Origin of the sequence: Evansella sp. AB-rgal1, from assembly GCF_041820985.1 — a bacterium.
Classification (GTDB): domain Bacteria; phylum Bacillota; class Bacilli; order Bacillales; family Salisediminibacteriaceae; genus Evansella.
The window spans coordinates 245,969-262,904 of the sequence record NZ_JBGUAU010000001.1 but is presented as its reverse complement, the minus strand read 5'-3'; the positions used below and the strand labels follow the sequence as shown (position 1 = coordinate 262,904).

The window sequence follows — 16,936 nt, the reverse complement described above, 5'->3', positions numbered from 1 at the left end:
CTAAAAATTTCGTATTTATCTATACATCCTTTCACTATTTAGAATGTATACTAATAGATAACTATATCCAAAGTGACAGATAATTTACAATTTTTATGAAAGATGAGTTCGATTATTGTAAATCTGTGATAAAATAAATCAGTATCTATTAAAAATTTCGAATTTTGTATTCTATTATCCGGTAGTTTTACTATGTTACTAGATAAGTATAATGATAAATGATGAAAGGTGGTGTCCCATGTGACAAAACGACAACAATGGATAGTTTGGGTAATTTGGACTGCAATATTCCCTACAACACTTATCTTTTTTGTGATACGAGGTTTACCAATTTTACGAGACGAATGGTTTGGGATCATTGCCTTTTTATGTTTACTTCTTATTGCATCATTGTTTCCAATTCGTTTTCGCCATACCAATATCGTACCTATTCATGGGATCGCCTTAGCTGTATTTTTGCAATATGGTTTATTTATAGAAATGATAGTCATGCAACTTGCAGTACTGACATCTCTTCTAAGTTTAAAACTTCCAAAAAGGGACTTATATAGATTCCCTCTAAATTCATTAGTGTTTTTCGTTGTTTCTGTCGTTTCGGCTAGCCTTTATTATATAATAGGTGGAACAACGGGCATTATTACAGAAGGCGAATTTACTTCGATGATTCTTCCTATAGCACTTTATGCCTTTGTGTATTTCTTCTTCAATAACTGGCTCATTTTCTTCATTCGAAAATACATAATAAAAATTAAAAATACGAAATTCTTTGATGAAGCTTTAAAATGGGAAGCAATCACCTCCATATTAATTATCCCAATTGGTATTTCGTTAATGCTTTTATTTCAAGAGGTTGGCATCTATGCTATTTTCTTAGTAGGTATTCCTCTTATTTGTTTATCACTCATACTTAAGCTTTATAATGAAAGTCAAACAACGGGACGATTATTAAGAAAAATAAGTTCCTTTGGTTACCAAATAAATGAGAATCTTCCTGTTCAGAAGATAACAGACTTATTTATGAAAACAGTGGCAGATCTTTTTCCAGTGGATCATGCTTATGTGTATGAGAAAAAAAACGGAAAGCTCGTAGCTATCCAAGAAGTACATTCTAAACAAGGTGAAGGAGAAAGCTTAGACAATAAAGTGGCATTGATAAGCCAAAGTGTCTTTTCCAATAGAAAATCGCATATTTACACAAAATCAAAGCAGTGGGAAAATGTATTTGAATCCTATTTACCTGGAATGGAATCTATTATGGTTGTACCTTCCATTCGTGAAAACGAAGTAGTTGCTGTTATAACTGTAACGTCTAAACAAAAGCGTGCATTTGAAAAAAGCCACCTAATGTTATTAGAAATTATGGCCAATTACTTAGTAGTTGCAGTTCAGAACGCGAGAATGTATGAGCAAAAGAAGAATGAGAGTGAACGATGTGCTTTAACTAATCTATATAACTATAGGTATTTTGAAAATGCCTTGCTTCAGAAGTACGACACTCCATCAGAAACAGATAACTTTGGAATTATTTTACTAGACTTAGATCATTTCAAACGAATTAATGATTCGTTTGGACATCATAGTGGAAATGAGGTTTTGTGCCAAGTGGCAAAAGTATTGCAGAACACACTTGATGGTTCCGGAACATTAGCAAGATATGGTGGCGAAGAATTCGTCATCTTACTTGAAGGAGACAATGTTCATTTTGCAAAACAAATGGCAGAACTATTACGGAAAGAACTAGAAAGTAATCTATTTATCGTCTCGAATGACTTAGGAAGTAAAGAACGAAAATCAGTGAGAATTACCGCAAGTATTGGAGTAGCAGTAAAGTCTGAAGCGGATGAATCTGCAATGTCTGTATTACGTAATGCAGATAGAGCAATGTACACAGGAGCGAAACAACAGGGGAGAAATAAAGTGGCGTATTATTAGTCTTATGAAAATAATAAAAAATAAGCTGGAACATAACGAAAGTGTAGATTTGAAAATACGGACGATAGGTCGCCTTAGCGGAGGAACTATACGAAGACTCCGACGGGATCAAAAGGCAAGGGTGAGACCCCAGGACCAGGAGTGCTCTAGCACTCGGCGGCTCACCAGCGGCCGGCCCGCGGAACGCAAAGTATATTTCCTTCCGTAGCGAATACTATACGCAAGTATCATTTCGTTCGGATTTCTCAGCGATGGAAACACTTTTGTCTCAACATCTTTTTAAAAAAATATGAAAATTTAAAATTTTCAGACTTATAAAATTGTCTAGCTCCAGGCGCCATCACCTAGTGTAAAATAACCTGCCTGATTAAAAGCAAAAAGCGCTTTTTATCAGGCAGAACATTTGCATTCGGTGATGAGAGGGCGCCTGGAGCTTTTCTTCTATGGTAATCTCTTTATTAATAACTATAATTAAAATCAGATGTTATGCTTGGGTTATTCCAGTTCATAGAGTTACTCGATCCTGAGCCAAAGTTGCATTGTTCATTTATATCAGTAGTATTTACTTTTGGATCATTTGCCGTCTTAGCATATATTTTACTGTTTCCATTCAAATTAATATTCCGATTATGTTTGTTATAAAAATGACCGTTAACACACATTTTAGAATTATTGGAAAAGTCCATTGTTTCATCAAAATCAGCATCCCCATCAATAAAGATAGTGGATCCTGACAAATTAAAATTTTTCTTGAAATACGTATTTCCACTTATAAAAACTTCAGAATTATTTCGTATATCCACCGTTTCATGAAAGTTTGTTAAATCTGTACTTACATCACCTATGGAAAAGGTAGAATTATCAACTGTAAAGTTCTTTTTTATATCGGCACTTCCAAAATATACTTTTGAATTACCACTTATATTCATCGTTTCATCTACATCAGCAAATCCTTCTACATAAACCTGTGATTCATTTTCAATTTTTGAAGGCTTCTTGAAAAATGCTTTTTTGCCTGCATACATTTGGGAAGCAGATAGATCATAATTAAATTTAAAATCTACATCATCCGTGAAATGAAGAGTGGAATGATTGTTAAATCTTACAGATTCGTCAAAATCAGTTATACCGCCAACAAATAGCTTCGTATTGTTAAAGGTAACAGTTCTTTTAAAGTTTAAGCTTTGTTCTACGTAAAGAGTGGAAGAAGTAATTGGATTATTCATGTTTCCATCTATGGTTAGTGATCCTTGAACCTTCACCTTTGAGTTCTCAAATTTCACATCATTTATGTTATTTCCGTAATGGACATTATTAATTTGAAGACATTCCTTTCCAGAGTAATTCACTATTCCTGGCTGACACATAGAAGTACTAGTTGGAACGTCAATTTTGTTAATAGTCGGTTTAGGAACACCTTGTTCCTCGGTTTGATGGAGTGAAATGAAATCATCGAAATTGATAGTAAGGCTTGCTTGAATCTTAGACTCATCATTATCTTTTTTCCCAAGGCTATCAGCGTTGATTACGATTTTTTTATCAGAAAGGTCAGCAGTTGGTGTTAAAATATCAATTGTAAAAGATGCATTTGGTATATCCTTTATTGGTATGGAAATTGGTTCGGAAAACTCGGAAGCTAAGCTATCTTTTAGTAGTGTGATTCCTAAAGATGTAAAGTATTCACTTGATTGCATAGGATTAGCATAAAAAGTTGCTTCCACTTGTTCCATAACTTCAGCTAATAACACGTGGGTAGCATCTTTTACAGCATATTGAAAATAAGTTGCTCCCATTTCGGCTAGTTCAATAGATTGAGATTTGGTTTCCACTTTTGTACTTTGCTTCATACTACTAATAGACTGTGCCAGAAATCCTAAAGAAATTAAGGAAAAAATAACGGTTATGAGTAATACAGTGATAAGAGCATATCCATGATTTTCTTTTAGAGTATTCATTATTATTCCTCACCACTTTTCAATCGAGTTAGGATGGTATCAATGCTTACTTTATTATTTGGATTGTTCTTGTCTGCTACGTTAATTGTTATTGTAATATCATGTATGTTTGGGTTTACAGATAATCCATCCGAATAATTTGTACTTAGACATAGTTGAGGATGCTCTATTACATTGGATTGTGAGTTAGTATCGATCATAATCTTACATTCAAAATCATTAATTTCATAAACTTCAACAGCAGCTTGATGGGATCTGACTAACGAAGTGACAATAATATTTGCTTCCTGTTGCATCTGGTTTTTTCTCATGGCTTGTTCTGAGAAAGTTAATCCTTGGATAAATACGTTCCATATAACAATACCAATGAAGGAGAGGATTGCTACTGAAATTAGCACTTCAATTAGTGTAATACCCTTTTCATTTTTATACATAACTCATTCCTCCACAACAATATAGCCAAAGCTTTCTCCAAAAAGAGTACCCTTATTGTCTAATATTTGAACATGAATTTGGTGTGCATTCGCAATACTTGTAGCTAGATCAGATTCTTTAGCTATCGTTATTATTGCAATATACTTGTCTATGTTAATTTCAGCAGAATAGTGTGAATCCTGTTCAATTAATTCTGATGGTAATTCCGAGGTAGATGGTGCTGAAAGGTAATCTATGATTTCAGATTTATTTTGCCAATCATTTAAAATCTGTCTAGAGGTATTGATCGCCTGTGTTTTCGTTTCATTAATAGAATTAAACTGTATCATTTGCGGAAAAATGTTCATTAAGGAAATAAATATTATTGATAATATCGCAATGGAAAGCAAAATTTCAATAAGGGTAAATCCTTCTTGGTTTTTTACTAACTTCATCGTATACCGCCTCACAATTTTCCCTATTCGTTATTTTGGGTCAACTTTGAAATCTACATTAGTTATTATAGTATCAATTATAAACATTGAAATTTCCTTACAATGAAAAGACTATAGTAAGAAGAAAGTTAGGTATTTTTTACTGTTATTAGAAAATAAGGGTAAAAAGACCTAAATATATTTATAAGTTTGTAAAAAAAACACTATTTATTTAGTACTATTATACTTTATAATATAAACTATATTATACGACATAATATACTATTTTTTTTAATTTCGATATAAATAATTAAAAATAGTATTGCTAAACGATATCCTTTTGTTAACTATATAGAACGAAACAAAGAAAGGAGGAGTAAACCATGAGTAAAAATAGGAAGCGTTTAGGTGATCTTTTAGTAGAGGCTAAATTGATAACACCTGAACAATTAACCGAAGCATTAAATCAGAAAAGTAAAAATCAGAAACTTGGTGATATTTTACTTCAGCAAGGATTTATAACCGAACAACAGCTAATTGAAGTTTTAGAATATCAACTAGGGATACCACATGTCAGTTTGTATCGATTTCCTATTGATCCCAAAATAACAAATCTAGTTCCTAAAGAGTTAGCACATCGGAATTATTTGATCCCTTTGAAATTAGAAGGCAATAAACTTTTTATTGCTATGGCAGACCCTATGGATTACTTTGCTATAGATGATATTAGATTATCTACCGGTTTTCAGGTTGAAGTTGCAATTGCTACGAAAGATGAAATCGTAAAGGCAATCCACAAGTATTATGAACTTGAAAATGCAGTAGAAGAGCTGTTTGAAGAACTACCTAATCAAGAGGAAGCGGAAATAGATTCAGTGAGTGGAAATGATTCTCCAATGGTAAAGCTAGTAAACCAGCTGTTGATTCGTGCTGTTCAAGAGCGAGCTAGTGATATTCATATCGACACGCAGGAGAATAAAGTACTTGTACGATATCGAATTGACGGAGTGTTAAAGACAGAAAGAACGTTGCCAAAGCATATGCAGAATATGCTTATTGCAAGAATTAAAATAATGGGGAATCTTGATATCACAGAGACGAGAACACCCCAAGATGGGCGCATAAAAGTAAATATCGATTTTCACCCGATCGATTTGCGTATTTCTACATTGCCGACTGTCTATGGGGAAAAAGTGGTAATGCGTATTCTTGATTTAGGAAATTCCTTAACAGAGTTAGATAAGCTGAATTTTAGTCCTAAGCATTATGACCATCTTGTAACTCTGTTAGAACAGCCCACGGGTATTATTTTAATTACTGGACCAACCGGATCAGGAAAGTCATCTACCCTTTATGCAGGTTTAAATCGTTTAAATTCAGATAAGGTGAACATTATAACAGTAGAAGATCCAGTGGAATATCAACTAGAAGGGATAAACCAAATTCAAGTAAATACTAAGGTTGGAATGTCTTTTGCTAATGGATTACGATCTATCCTCCGACAGGATCCAGATATTATCATGGTTGGAGAAATTCGGGATTCGGAAACAGCGGAAATTGCAGTTCGAGCTTCCTTAACAGGACATCTAGTTTTAAGTACAATTCATACGAACGATTCGATAAGCACCATCAATAGGTTAGTAGATATGAAAATAGAGCCCTTCTTAATAGCAGCATCTTTATCAGGGATTATCTCTCAACGTTTAGTGAGAAGAATCTGCCGGGATTGTAAAAAAGAACAACAGCCTACGGTCAGAGAAGAAGCGATTTTTTCTCGTAGGGGTTTATCCATTGAAAAAGTATATCGAGGAGAAGGTTGTCCAACTTGTAATATGACTGGTTATCGGGATCGCATTGCTATACATGAAATGCTTGTTTTAGATGATCATATGAAACAAATGATAATGAATGATAAATCAAGTCAATCTCTAAAGGAATACGCGAAACAAAATGGAATGTCTTTTTTGATTGATGATGGACTTGGTAAAGTGAAGCAAGGATTAACCACTACAGAAGAAGTCTTACGTGTAGCAACAGATAAGTAGGTGTATGGTGTATGGGTAGAAGTGTCATTACATTATTATCTGATGCGATTCATTTAGAGGCATCAGATATTCATTTAACAATTGGTAAACCTCCCGTATTACGAATTCACGGTGAGCTTGTAACATTAGATCAGCCAACATTAACGCCTAATGACATAAACGAAATGGTAGACGAGGTTCTTCCTGCTTCCTTAAAGGAACAGTTAGAAGAAAATAGAGAAATTGACTTTTCCTATGGAATTCCTGGCGTTTCTCGCTTTCGTTTAAATGCATATTATCAAAGATCACATTTAAGTATGGCAATACGAGTTATTCAAATGGTTATTCCTACTCTTGATGATCTACAGATGCCAAGTATATTGAGGACAATATCTGAAAAAAAACAAGGGTTAGTTTTAGTAACTGGGCCTACGGGAAGTGGTAAATCAACAACCCTTGCGGCAATGATTAAGCATATGAATGATTCTGTAAAAAGGCATATTATCACATTAGAGGATCCAATTGAATACTTGCACAAACATCGAAATTGTATTATTGATCAACGTGAAATTGGATCTGATACGAAAAGCTTTGGAACTGGATTACGTTCTGCGTTACGACAAGACCCTGATGTTATCTTAGTTGGAGAGATGCGGGATTTAGATACGATTGCTACTGCTATTACTGCTGCTGAAACAGGGCATTTAGTGTTAGGTACATTGCACACTTCAAGCGCAGCGGCAACGATTGATCGGATCATTGACGTCTTTCAACCTAGTCAGCAAGCACAGATAAGAATTCAGCTTGCATCCGTATTAACAGCGGTGATTTCACAAAGACTGTTAACAACAGTAGATAGACAAGGAAGAAAGGCTGCAACAGAAATTCTTATAAACAATTATGCTGTTTCGAACTTGATTCGAAATGAAAAAATACACCAAATCGAAAATGTTCTTCAAACTAGTAAAGCAGAGGGAATGCATACACTTGAAATGAGTGTACGCCAATTACTTCAAGCAAAGGCCATAGATTACGACGAAGCGAGACACTATTTAAAAGAGAGGTAGGTGAAGGAATTGCCACAATATCGCTACAAGGGTCGCTCTAAAATAGGGGAGAAAAAAGAAGGCACCATTTCTGGACAATCAAGAAAGCAAGTAATCCAAAAACTTAGAAACCAAGGTATTGCACAGGCTACCCTTGATGAGATAGAGCCAAACTTTTTAAATAAAGAAATAATTATAGGAAACCCTGTAAAACTGCAGGATTTTGTGTTGTTTTTACGGCAATTTGCTACTCTACTGAAATCTGGTGTCTCAATCGTTGACTCTACAGCAATATTGTCCAAACAGACGAGCAGTAAAGCACTCATGAGAGCGTTAGAGAATATTGAGGAAGATTTATTATCTGGAAATGCTTTCTCTGAAGCCGCAAGCAAACAGAAGAAGGTTTTTCCTCCTATTTTTATCAATATGGTTCGTGCTGGAGAAGCTAGTGGTTCACTTGAAGAGTCACTAGATCAACTAGCTCTGCAGTTTGAAAAACAACACGAAACGAAGCAAAAAGTAAAATCTGCTTTAGCTTATCCTATTGTTATAGCGATAGTGGCAGTACTAGTTGTTATCTTTCTGTTAACCTCCGTTGTTCCTATGTTTGCAGCTATGTTATCTGACTTAGGAGGAGAATTACCTGCGATAACAGTGTTTGTATTAACAGTGAGTAATATTGTTTCCAGTTTGTGGTGGTTACTATTAATTGGAGTATTGCTATTAAGCATTGGAATATGGATGATTCAAAAGAATGCAGATTCCAAATATTATCTTGATTACTTCTTATTGAAATTACCTATATTTGGTCAGTTGTTACAAAAGGCTGCATTAGCTAGAATGAGTAGGACACTAAGTTCTTTGTTTTCAAGCTCTGTACCCATCTTACAATCTATAAAAATAGTGGAAAAGGTAATAGGCAATGAAGTAATTGCTCACACTTTGAAACAATCTCGAAATGCATTGGAGGAAGGGAAACGACTAACAGAGCCTATGAAGGATAACTGGGTGTTCCCGCCACTTGTGGTTCACATGATTAGCATTGGGGAAGAAACTGGTTCGTTAGACCAAATGCTTGGGAAAGTTGCAGACTTTTATGAAAAAGAAGTAGAGTATGCAACAGACCGTTTAAAAGCACTCATTGAACCATTATTAATTGTCATTCTTGCGTCCGTAGTAGGAGTAATTGTTATTTCGATTATTGTACCTATGTTTCAAATTTACTCAGAAATTTAATTTTTTGATTATTGAGAGGTGCGATGAATAATGATCTTCATTTGGGCACTTGGATCATTGGGAGCGAGTAGTGCAACCGGCCTTATTAATACATTATAAAAAACTTCTTTAAAAGGAGAGGGATAGTATGTTAAAAAGAATGCTTAAGAATCAAAAAGGTTTAACGTTAATTGAGTTACTAGTAGTTGTAGTAATTTTGGGTATTATTGCAGCGATAGCGATACCTAGTATTGGTGGGTTGATTGATAATGCGAAGAAGGATGCGCATGTGGGGAATGCTCAACAGATGATCAGCTCAGCAAGAATTATGTTAACAAGTGATCCGAACAAAACAGAAATTAAGTTAGAAGAATTAATTGCTGGAGGCTACCTAGAACCAATGGAAGATCCTGATACAAAAGAAACTGGAAATTCAGCACCAGTGACTGAAGGAACAGCTGGTGACGGATACAATTGGAGTGCAAGTAAAGTAGAAGTTGAAGTTGAAAATGATGTTACAGTTTATACAGTTACTCTAATTGGAAAAGAGCGAAAAATTGAGGGTGTTAAACAAGGAGAACTTGTTAGAGGAGATGTAGTAAGTAGATAGTTTTTTTAAAGTCGAAAATAAAGGAGCCCACCAAACATGGAACTTACACTTCACATCTATCTTTTCATCCTAGGTGCCATTCTGGGCTCCTTCTATAATGTTGTAGGCTTACGGGTGCCAGCAGGGGAATCAATCGTTTCCCCTGGTTCCCATTGTCCTGCTTGTAATAAGAACCTAACATGGATGGAATTAATTCCAATCCTTTCTTTTTTCCTTCAAAAGGGTCGCTGTCGTAATTGTGCAACGAAAATATCTCCTGTTTATCCATTTTATGAAGCGTTAACTGCATGTCTTTTTACGATTTCGCCATTACTGGTGGGATGGTCAAAGGAATTGCCAATCGCACTTGCGCTTATATCATTATTAATTATTATCACTGTATCTGATTTATCAACCATGCTCATTCCTGATAAGGTCCTTCTTTTCTTTTTACCACTCTTTATTTTATTAACAGTCATTTCTCCGCTAACACCATGGTGGGACAGCATAGTAGGTGCTGTAGTTGGTTTTGGAATTCTTCTACTAATAGCGATTGTGAGTAAAGGTGGTATGGGAGGCGGAGATATTAAGCTATTTGGAGTGTTAGGAATCGTACTAGGTTTAACAGGAGTGTTCGTTGCCCTTTTCATAGCTAGTTTCTTAGGTGCAGTGGTAGGGATCGCTGCGAGAATGGGGAAGAAAGTAGAAAAAGGTAGTCCTATTCCCTTCGGACCGTTTATAGCAATCGGTAGTCTGATAAGTTACTTTTTTCATAACTCCATCATTGAATGGTATATTCAATTATTATTTTAAAGGAGGAAGTTTCCTTGTTTTCATTGACTCTTTCTAGTAAACAAACTATCGGTATCCAAATCAAAGACCACGTCATCCGCTATGTCGCTACAAAAGGTCCTTCCTTTACTAATGTAGACAACTTTGGAGAAAAGCATGTACCAATGGGAGTTATAGAAAAAGGAAAAATTGTTGATGGAGCTAGATTTCAACAACTGTTAGAAGAATGTGTTCAAGATTGGAAGCTAAAAAACAAAGAAATTATGTTTTTCATACCTGATTCTTCCGTTTTTTTTCGAAAACTTTCGATTCCAGCAAATTTAGAAGAGGAAGATATACGTGGGTATCTAAACTTTGAAATAGGGGCGTCCATTCATCTTCCCTTTGATGATGCATACTTCGACTTTCATATTCTAGAAAAAGAAAGTGAAATTGTGGAAAGTAGAGATATTTTATTTTTTGCAACCCCAGAGGAACAAGTATTGGAGTATTCAAAGAAGCTTGAGAATGCAAAGTTAAAACCAATTGTTGCAGACATCGGAGGTCTTTCTCTTTATCGTTATTTTGAACAAAGCATTGAAGCTGCAGATGAACAGCATTTTCTTTTTATTGAATGGAGCTTGACATCCATTAATATATCTATCTTTCATCAAGATGTTCCTATTTTCATGAGACATTTAGCTTATAACTTAGGGAAGGATGATGTTTCCATTCATTTGGAAGAAGGTATGATAAAGTATGAATTCAAAAATAAATTGAAGATAGATGGCGACATTGATGATCAACTCTTAGAAATAGAACGAGTAATGAATTTTTATAAATATTCTATGCATCAAGGTACAAAAGAAATTACGAATATGATTCTCTTAGGTGATCATCCTATGCTTTTCACTACTATTAAAGAGAAAGTTAGCTCCTTAAATTCACCAGCTACCCTAAAGGTGATGGAGAAAGTGAGAAATGATATTCCTGACCAGTATTTATTACCATTAAGCTTATGTTTAAAAGAGGTGTAGCCCATGTCTGTGGAAATTAACTTATTACCAAAAAAACCAAAGAAAAATTATATAGTAGTAACAGCAGTAGGCATCACCTATGGTATATCCATGGTTATCTTAATAGCTGGAATTTTTTATTATCAATCACTGCAGCGGGAGCAGGCGCAGATAGAGAATAATATCGAAACAGTAAAGCAACTTCAGCTTATTGCATCACAACAGGCAGAATTGCAGGTAGAGACACCGCATCTTGATCGTTCTGTAACGTATATAGAAGATCAGTACATATCATCTGCGCAAGTAGTAAATCTATTGGCAAATCAGTTACCAACTCAAGGTTTTTTTACTAATTATCAATATACAGATGGAGGCACTGTGCAAATCAATGCAGTATTTTCAAATCAAAGAGAAGTTGCAAGCTACCTCCATCATTTGCAATCATTATCTGTTGTGACAGATGTTATGATTCATTCTGTATCTCTTATCGAATCAGAAACTGAAACAAGGTATTCTGCTTCTTATACCATTACGTTTGATCGAGATGAACTCACAAAGTTAGAAGAGAATGTATCCACAGTTCATTTAGTTGGGGAAGGAGACAATGGATGAATATTGATAAAAATAGAATTCAAAAGTTTATCATAGCATTCGTGTTACTTGTTCTCTTATCCTTAGTAGCTGTTTATTTTATTTATCTTGCACCTTTACAAAATGATTTGGCAAAGGCGAAACAGCAGCTAAAAACAGAAGAAGAATTATACGAAACAATGTTGCAAGGAAAAGTAGAAGCTCCTGAAATGAATCAGGAAGAAACTATAGAAATGCTAAAGAAGGTTCCAACTTCTCCTTTTATTGAGAATTGGTTAGTACAATTAGAAGGAGCAGAAAATGCAGCCAATGTGACAGTCCAAAACTATAGTTTTTCAAAAAGTCAATTTCAAATAACTCTATTAAATGAAGAGGAAGAAGAGGGAGATGATACATCATCTTCTTCAATAGAGCAAACAATTCATCAAGTGAATGGATCATTACAAGTGACTGCGAATTCATTTGAAGGTCTCTATCAGTTTATTGAGGAATTAGAAAAGCTAGAAAGAATTACTAAGGTATCATCCCTATCCTTCACAGAACCTTCAGAAAATGAGGAGGGATCAACCCTTTCCTTTCAGGTAAATGTAAGTACCTATTACTTACCTGATCTACTAGAGGAACTAGGAGAATTACAAAATAGTCCATCTTTTCAACAGCCTAGTGGAAAGCATAATCCGTTCGAATAAAGGTAATAATTTTTGGTTATATCAGTGCGAAATGCTCTTGATATAACCATTTTTTATTGTGAAAATAAGTTAAGTAGTATAAAGACGGGAACAAATACATATTCTCTAGTATCGAAACTAGTAAAATGAAAAAATAATAAATATGGTTCTATGAACAGAAGTTTATTAATAGAATAATAGAAAAGAGGCTAGGTGGAAAGGAGTCAGGTCGTAATGGATAAACCAAAGAATATATCGATCCGTCTCAATGGGAAAGAACAAGTATATAATGAAGATTCGAAAAGTATAACTTCAGATAGACAAAAGAGCAAAACACCATCTGTTCAAGAGGAGATGGCAGCTTCTGCTGAGCAATCAAACAATGACTGGGTGACATTTGAGCGAAAAGAGGAAGAAAGTGAAACAAAAAAAATAGTGGATTTAGGAAAGAAAAGAGAGGAAAAAGAGGATCGCACTGCTCCTTATTGGGATGATGGGAATCGTGATAAAAGTCCCAAACTACCTCCAGTTAAACGCAAAAAACGTGGTCCATTTAAATTTTCCTTATCCTTTGAATTTTTTAGGAATTCCGTTTTTCTATCAATCTTAGGTGCTATCTTTGTTGGGAGTGCATTTGGTTTAATGCTCCTAAATATTTTTACAGCCGGAGATTCTACCGTAGTGAGCGGCGCTGGAAATACGAATGTACCTTCAAGCCAAGGAGCTGTAATTCCAGACGATACAGAAGAAGGCTTCTTAATACCGGGATTAGAGTTATTTGTCATTCAAGGTGGGGCTTTTTCTACGTTAGAAAAAGGGGAAGAAACAGTTGCAACTTTTCACAGAAAGGGATTCCCGGCTGTATTAACGGACATGCAAGATAATAATGATTTACGATACTTGTTTATAGGTATTAGTAACATGGAAGAAGATGCAAAAGGGATTGCTGCTATTTATGAGGAAGCAGAAGAAGCCACATATGTTAAAGGATTTAACGTGTATGGATATGGAGAGTTTGTTTCCGAGGATTTTGGAGAATTTATGCAAACAGGAGTTTCTTGGATGGAAAGTATTGCTGGCATTGCTTCCCAAGCAGTATTAGGTAATGAAGTAAACGGTGAACTAGAATCTCTTATACAATGGAAAAATCAATGGAACGAAGCTTTTGAAGAGTTGGAAAGATATGATGAAGAGGATCCAGTTTATAGATTGGCAAAGATGTGGTTGGAAGATGGAAATTCTACTATGGATGATATGATTGAATCAACGATAACACAAGACATCGGCTGGGATCTTCAAAATAGCGTGTTATCAATGGCATTAATTTATGAACAACTTGTTGAATTTATTTTAGATCAAAATGGAAACTACTAACCAGTGAGTAACAAATTCACTGGTTTTTTTTCTCGTTGACAGAGTAAAAACAAACCTTTTTCTTTATGCTTTATGATATAGAGGATAAACATATATACTATACAGTGGGAAGAATTCCTTCAAATAATAAAGGGAGTAGCCAGTAGAAAATAGAAGTAAGTTTTTATTAACGTTTTTCTACGAGTAATTAGACTTTGTTTTTCATGAAAAATAAAAGAAAGGTCGGATACAATGAAGCAAACAAGAACAGAACGCGATTTATTAGGAGAACGAGAAATTGATGCTGGATCATATTACGGAATCCAAACCGTGCGTGCACAAGAAAATTTCCCCATTACCGGGTATCCACCGCACCCAGAATTAATTCGTGCCTTTGGATATGTAAAAAAAGCTGCAGCAAAAGCCAATGCCGATGTGGGCGTACTGAACAAAAAAATATGCGAAGCTATAATGAAGGCATCGGATGATGTAATTGAAGGAAAATTAAATGAGCACTTTATCGTGGATAGTATTCAAGGTGGAGCGGGAACTTCCTTTAATATGAATGCAAATGAAGTTATTGCAAACAGAGCTATCGAAATCTTAGGTGGAAAAAAAGGGGATTATATGAAGGTGAGTCCTAATACCCATGTAAACATGGCGCAATCCACCAATGACACGTTTCCTACTGCTATTCATATAGCTTGTTTGCACCTTTCGGACGGTTTAATTAAATCGTTAACATCCTTAGTTGAGACGATGAGAAAGAAAGAACGAGAATTTGATGATGTGTTAAAAATGGGAAGAACCCATCTACAAGATGCTGTTCCCATTCGTTTAGGACAAGAATTCGGTTCCTATAGAAGAATGCTTACTCGTGATTTGCGAAGGTTAAAGCAATCGATCGACTTATTATATGAAGTGAACATGGGTGCAACGGCAGTAGGAACAGGGTTAAACGCTATGCCTGAATATATTGAAAAAGTAACAGAAAATCTGGCAGAAATGACAGGGATGCCATTTCATCGTGCAGAGGATTTAGTAGATGCAACCCAAAACACAGATGTGTACACGGAATTATCTAGTGCAATGAAAATTCTTGCTATTAATTTATCTAAAATAGCAAATGATTTACGTCTTATGAGTTCCGGACCTAGAACAGGGATAAACGAAATTAATTTACCACCTAGACAAGCTGGATCATCTATCATGCCTGGAAAAGTAAATCCAGTTATGTGCGAAGTGATAAACCAAATTTCCTTCCAAGTAATTGGAAACGATCATACCATAAGCTTGGCGTCAGAAGCTGGTCAACTAGAATTGAATGTGATGGAACCTGTATTAGTGTTCAACTTATTGCAATCATTTACCATTTTACAAAACGGCATTAAAGTTTTCCGAGAATATGCAGTAGAAGGAATTACAGCGAATGTAGAGCGTTGTCGGGAGCTTGTGGAAAACAGTGTGGGAATAATTACAGCAATTAATCCTCATGTTGGCTACGAAACAGCGTCGCGTATTGCAAAAGAAGCTATTACGTCCAATCGACCTGTACGGGAGATTTGTATTGAACGAGGCTTACTAAGTGAGGAAGAGCTTGATCGTATTCTAGATCCTAAAGAAATGACGAACCCTGGAATTGCTGCACCAGAGTTAATTTTCGGGGAAGAAGACTAGTTAGTAACATTTGAATGATGTAATTTCAAAAAACAATTGTTCCATTTGCTAATATTATGTATACTTATATCAACCTTTAGCAAATGGAGCAACTATTTGATAAGGGGGTCCACATGAAACCTTTAATTTTAGCCTCTCAATCTCCGAGAAGAAAACAGTTATTGAAGCAAGTTCACGTACCTTTTTCCATTGAAGCGAGTTTAGTTGAAGAAGAAATGAATAATGAAGAAGCACCTGGTGATTTAGTAATTTCTCTAGCAAAGCAGAAAGCGGAAGAAGTTTATTCGCGTTTTTCCCATGCTATCGTTCTTGGTGCAGATACGATTGTAGTAGTAGATGACCACGTTCTTGGAAAACCGAAAGATGAATATGATGCAAAAGAAATGCTACAACGATTATCAGGTAGAGCCCACCAAGTATATACTGGTGTGTATATTGTTAGTAAGGAAAAACATGTTTCCTTTTTTGAAGTCTCCGATGTTAAATTCTATTCGTTAGAAGAAGATGAAATAGATGCGTACGTTCGATCAGGAGAACCAGCTGATAAAGCTGGCGCATACGGAATACAGGGCATCGGTGCAACCCTTGTAGAAAGCATTAAAGGTGATTATTTCTCTATTGTTGGACTACCTATTGCAAAAGTTGTTCGTGCGTTGAAGGAATTTGAAATAGAAGGTTACCCTCAAACATAAGACTGGTCCTCCTCCTTTGTTATTACATCCGTTCTTATAGTAGGGTTATAAAGGAGGAGTTTTTTGTATGGCAATGATGATTCGGGATGTTCCGAAAAGTGAACGTCCGAGAGAAAGAATGGTGAAAGAAGGAGCACATGTACTTTCAAATCAGGAGTTGATCGCTATATTGCTCGGTTCTGGTACAAGATCAGAATCAGTCATTCAGTTGTCCGGTAGAGTACTTCAGTCATTTGATGGTATTAAGTTACTTAGAGAAGCGTCTGTGAAAGAACTGCAAGATATTAAAGGTATTGGTGAAGCTAAAGCAGTTCTGTTAAAGGCCGCCATGGAGTTAGGAAAAAGAATACAACAGTTTTCCATAGAAGAGCGTTACACAATCCGCTCTCCAGAAGATGCGGCGAATTATATGATGGAGGAAATGCGTCATCTAACACAAGAGCATTTCGTATGTCTTTATTTAAACACAAAGAATCATGTACTACATAAACAAACCATTTTCATCGGGAGTCTAAATGCATCGATCGTGCATCCGCGTGAGGTTGTGCGCCCATAAGGG

Annotated in this window: 15 protein-coding genes, 1 pseudogene and 1 riboswitch; of the genes and pseudogenes, 13 read left to right on the top strand and 3 right to left on the bottom strand. The window is 35.5% G+C overall.

Translation table 11 applies throughout. From position 1 onward, the window contains the following. Window positions 1-240 precede the first annotated feature (240 nt). A complete protein-coding gene (locus ACERII_RS01435; protein ID WP_373639638.1) occupies window positions 241-1,932 on the top strand; it encodes a sensor domain-containing diguanylate cyclase in 1,692 nt (563 codons plus the stop codon). A gap of 458 nt (window positions 1,933-2,390) precedes the next feature. Here ACERII_RS01435 and ACERII_RS01430 read toward each other — a convergent pair whose 3' ends face one another. The 3 genes from ACERII_RS01430 to ACERII_RS01420 are packed head-to-tail and all read right to left on the bottom strand — an operon-like array spanning window position 2,391 to window position 4,756. Then, window positions 2,391-3,887, bottom strand: coding sequence for a hypothetical protein (locus ACERII_RS01430; protein ID WP_373639637.1), 1,497 nt, complete (start codon window positions 3,885-3,887; stop codon window positions 2,391-2,393). A gap of 2 nt (window positions 3,888-3,889) precedes the next feature. Continuing rightward, window positions 3,890-4,321 (bottom strand): PulJ/GspJ family protein, encoded by a 432-nt coding sequence (locus ACERII_RS01425; protein ID WP_373639636.1) that lies wholly within the window; start codon window positions 4,319-4,321, stop codon window positions 3,890-3,892. Window positions 4,322-4,324: 3 nt separating this feature from the next. Then, the gene (locus ACERII_RS01420) at window positions 4,325-4,756 is read right to left on the bottom strand and encodes a type IV pilus modification PilV family protein (RefSeq protein ID WP_373639634.1); all 432 of its coding nucleotides are present in this window, start codon (window positions 4,754-4,756) and stop codon (window positions 4,325-4,327) included. Window positions 4,757-5,118: 362 nt separating this feature from the next. Here ACERII_RS01420 and ACERII_RS01415 point away from each other — a divergent pair, with 362 nt between their 5' ends. The 12 genes and pseudogenes from ACERII_RS01415 to radC all read left to right on the top strand — a co-directional run. After that, entirely contained in the window at window positions 5,119-6,780 is a 1,662-nt protein-coding gene (locus tag ACERII_RS01415; protein WP_373639633.1) for a GspE/PulE family protein, read from the top strand. An 11-nt stretch (window positions 6,781-6,791) separates the two neighbouring features. Beyond that, on the top strand, window positions 6,792-7,826 hold the full coding sequence (locus tag ACERII_RS01410) for a type IV pilus twitching motility protein PilT (RefSeq protein WP_373639632.1): 1,035 nt from the start codon (window positions 6,792-6,794) through the stop codon (window positions 7,824-7,826). Window positions 7,827-7,835: 9 nt separating this feature from the next. Further along, window positions 7,836-9,041, top strand: coding sequence for a type II secretion system F family protein (locus ACERII_RS01405; RefSeq protein WP_373639664.1), 1,206 nt, complete (start codon window positions 7,836-7,838; stop codon window positions 9,039-9,041). A 7-nt stretch (window positions 9,042-9,048) separates the two neighbouring features. Beyond that, a riboswitch (cyclic di-GMP riboswitch) is annotated at window positions 9,049-9,131 on the top strand. A 37-nt stretch (window positions 9,132-9,168) separates the two neighbouring features. Then, window positions 9,169-9,630 (top strand): prepilin-type N-terminal cleavage/methylation domain-containing protein, encoded by a 462-nt coding sequence (locus ACERII_RS01400; protein ID WP_373639631.1) that lies wholly within the window; start codon window positions 9,169-9,171, stop codon window positions 9,628-9,630. 36 nt (window positions 9,631-9,666) lie between these two features. Continuing rightward, window positions 9,667-10,422, top strand: coding sequence for a prepilin peptidase (locus ACERII_RS01395; protein WP_373639629.1), 756 nt, complete (start codon window positions 9,667-9,669; stop codon window positions 10,420-10,422). Between the two features lie 14 nt (window positions 10,423-10,436). After that, window positions 10,437-11,417: a type IV pilus biogenesis protein PilM gene (pilM, locus tag ACERII_RS01390; RefSeq protein ID WP_373639627.1), complete on the top strand. Its 981-nt coding sequence runs from the start codon at window positions 10,437-10,439 to the stop codon at window positions 11,415-11,417. A gap of 3 nt (window positions 11,418-11,420) precedes the next feature. Continuing rightward, window positions 11,421-12,008, top strand: a complete 588-nt coding sequence (locus ACERII_RS01385; RefSeq protein WP_373639626.1) for a PilN domain-containing protein — start codon at window positions 11,421-11,423, stop codon at window positions 12,006-12,008. Beyond that, on the top strand, window positions 12,005-12,676 hold the full coding sequence (gene pilO, locus ACERII_RS01380) for a type 4a pilus biogenesis protein PilO (protein ID WP_373639625.1): 672 nt from the start codon (window positions 12,005-12,007) through the stop codon (window positions 12,674-12,676). The genes ACERII_RS01385 and pilO overlap by 4 nt, the downstream gene beginning before the upstream one ends. A 213-nt stretch (window positions 12,677-12,889) precedes the next feature. After that, window positions 12,890-14,029 (top strand): hypothetical protein, encoded by a 1,140-nt coding sequence (locus ACERII_RS01375; RefSeq protein ID WP_373639623.1) that lies wholly within the window; start codon window positions 12,890-12,892, stop codon window positions 14,027-14,029. Window positions 14,030-14,260: 231 nt separating this feature from the next. Further along, the gene (gene aspA / locus ACERII_RS01370) at window positions 14,261-15,685 is read left to right on the top strand and encodes an aspartate ammonia-lyase (RefSeq protein WP_373639622.1); all 1,425 of its coding nucleotides are present in this window, start codon (window positions 14,261-14,263) and stop codon (window positions 15,683-15,685) included. A gap of 113 nt (window positions 15,686-15,798) precedes the next feature. Beyond that, the gene (locus ACERII_RS01365; protein ID WP_373639621.1) at window positions 15,799-16,377 is read left to right on the top strand and encodes a Maf family protein; all 579 of its coding nucleotides are present in this window, start codon (window positions 15,799-15,801) and stop codon (window positions 16,375-16,377) included. Between the two features lie 73 nt (window positions 16,378-16,450). After that, window positions 16,451-16,927 (top strand): annotated as a pseudogene (radC, locus tag ACERII_RS01360) (RadC family protein); the annotation flags it as partial. Between the last annotated feature and the right edge of the window lie 9 nt (window positions 16,928-16,936).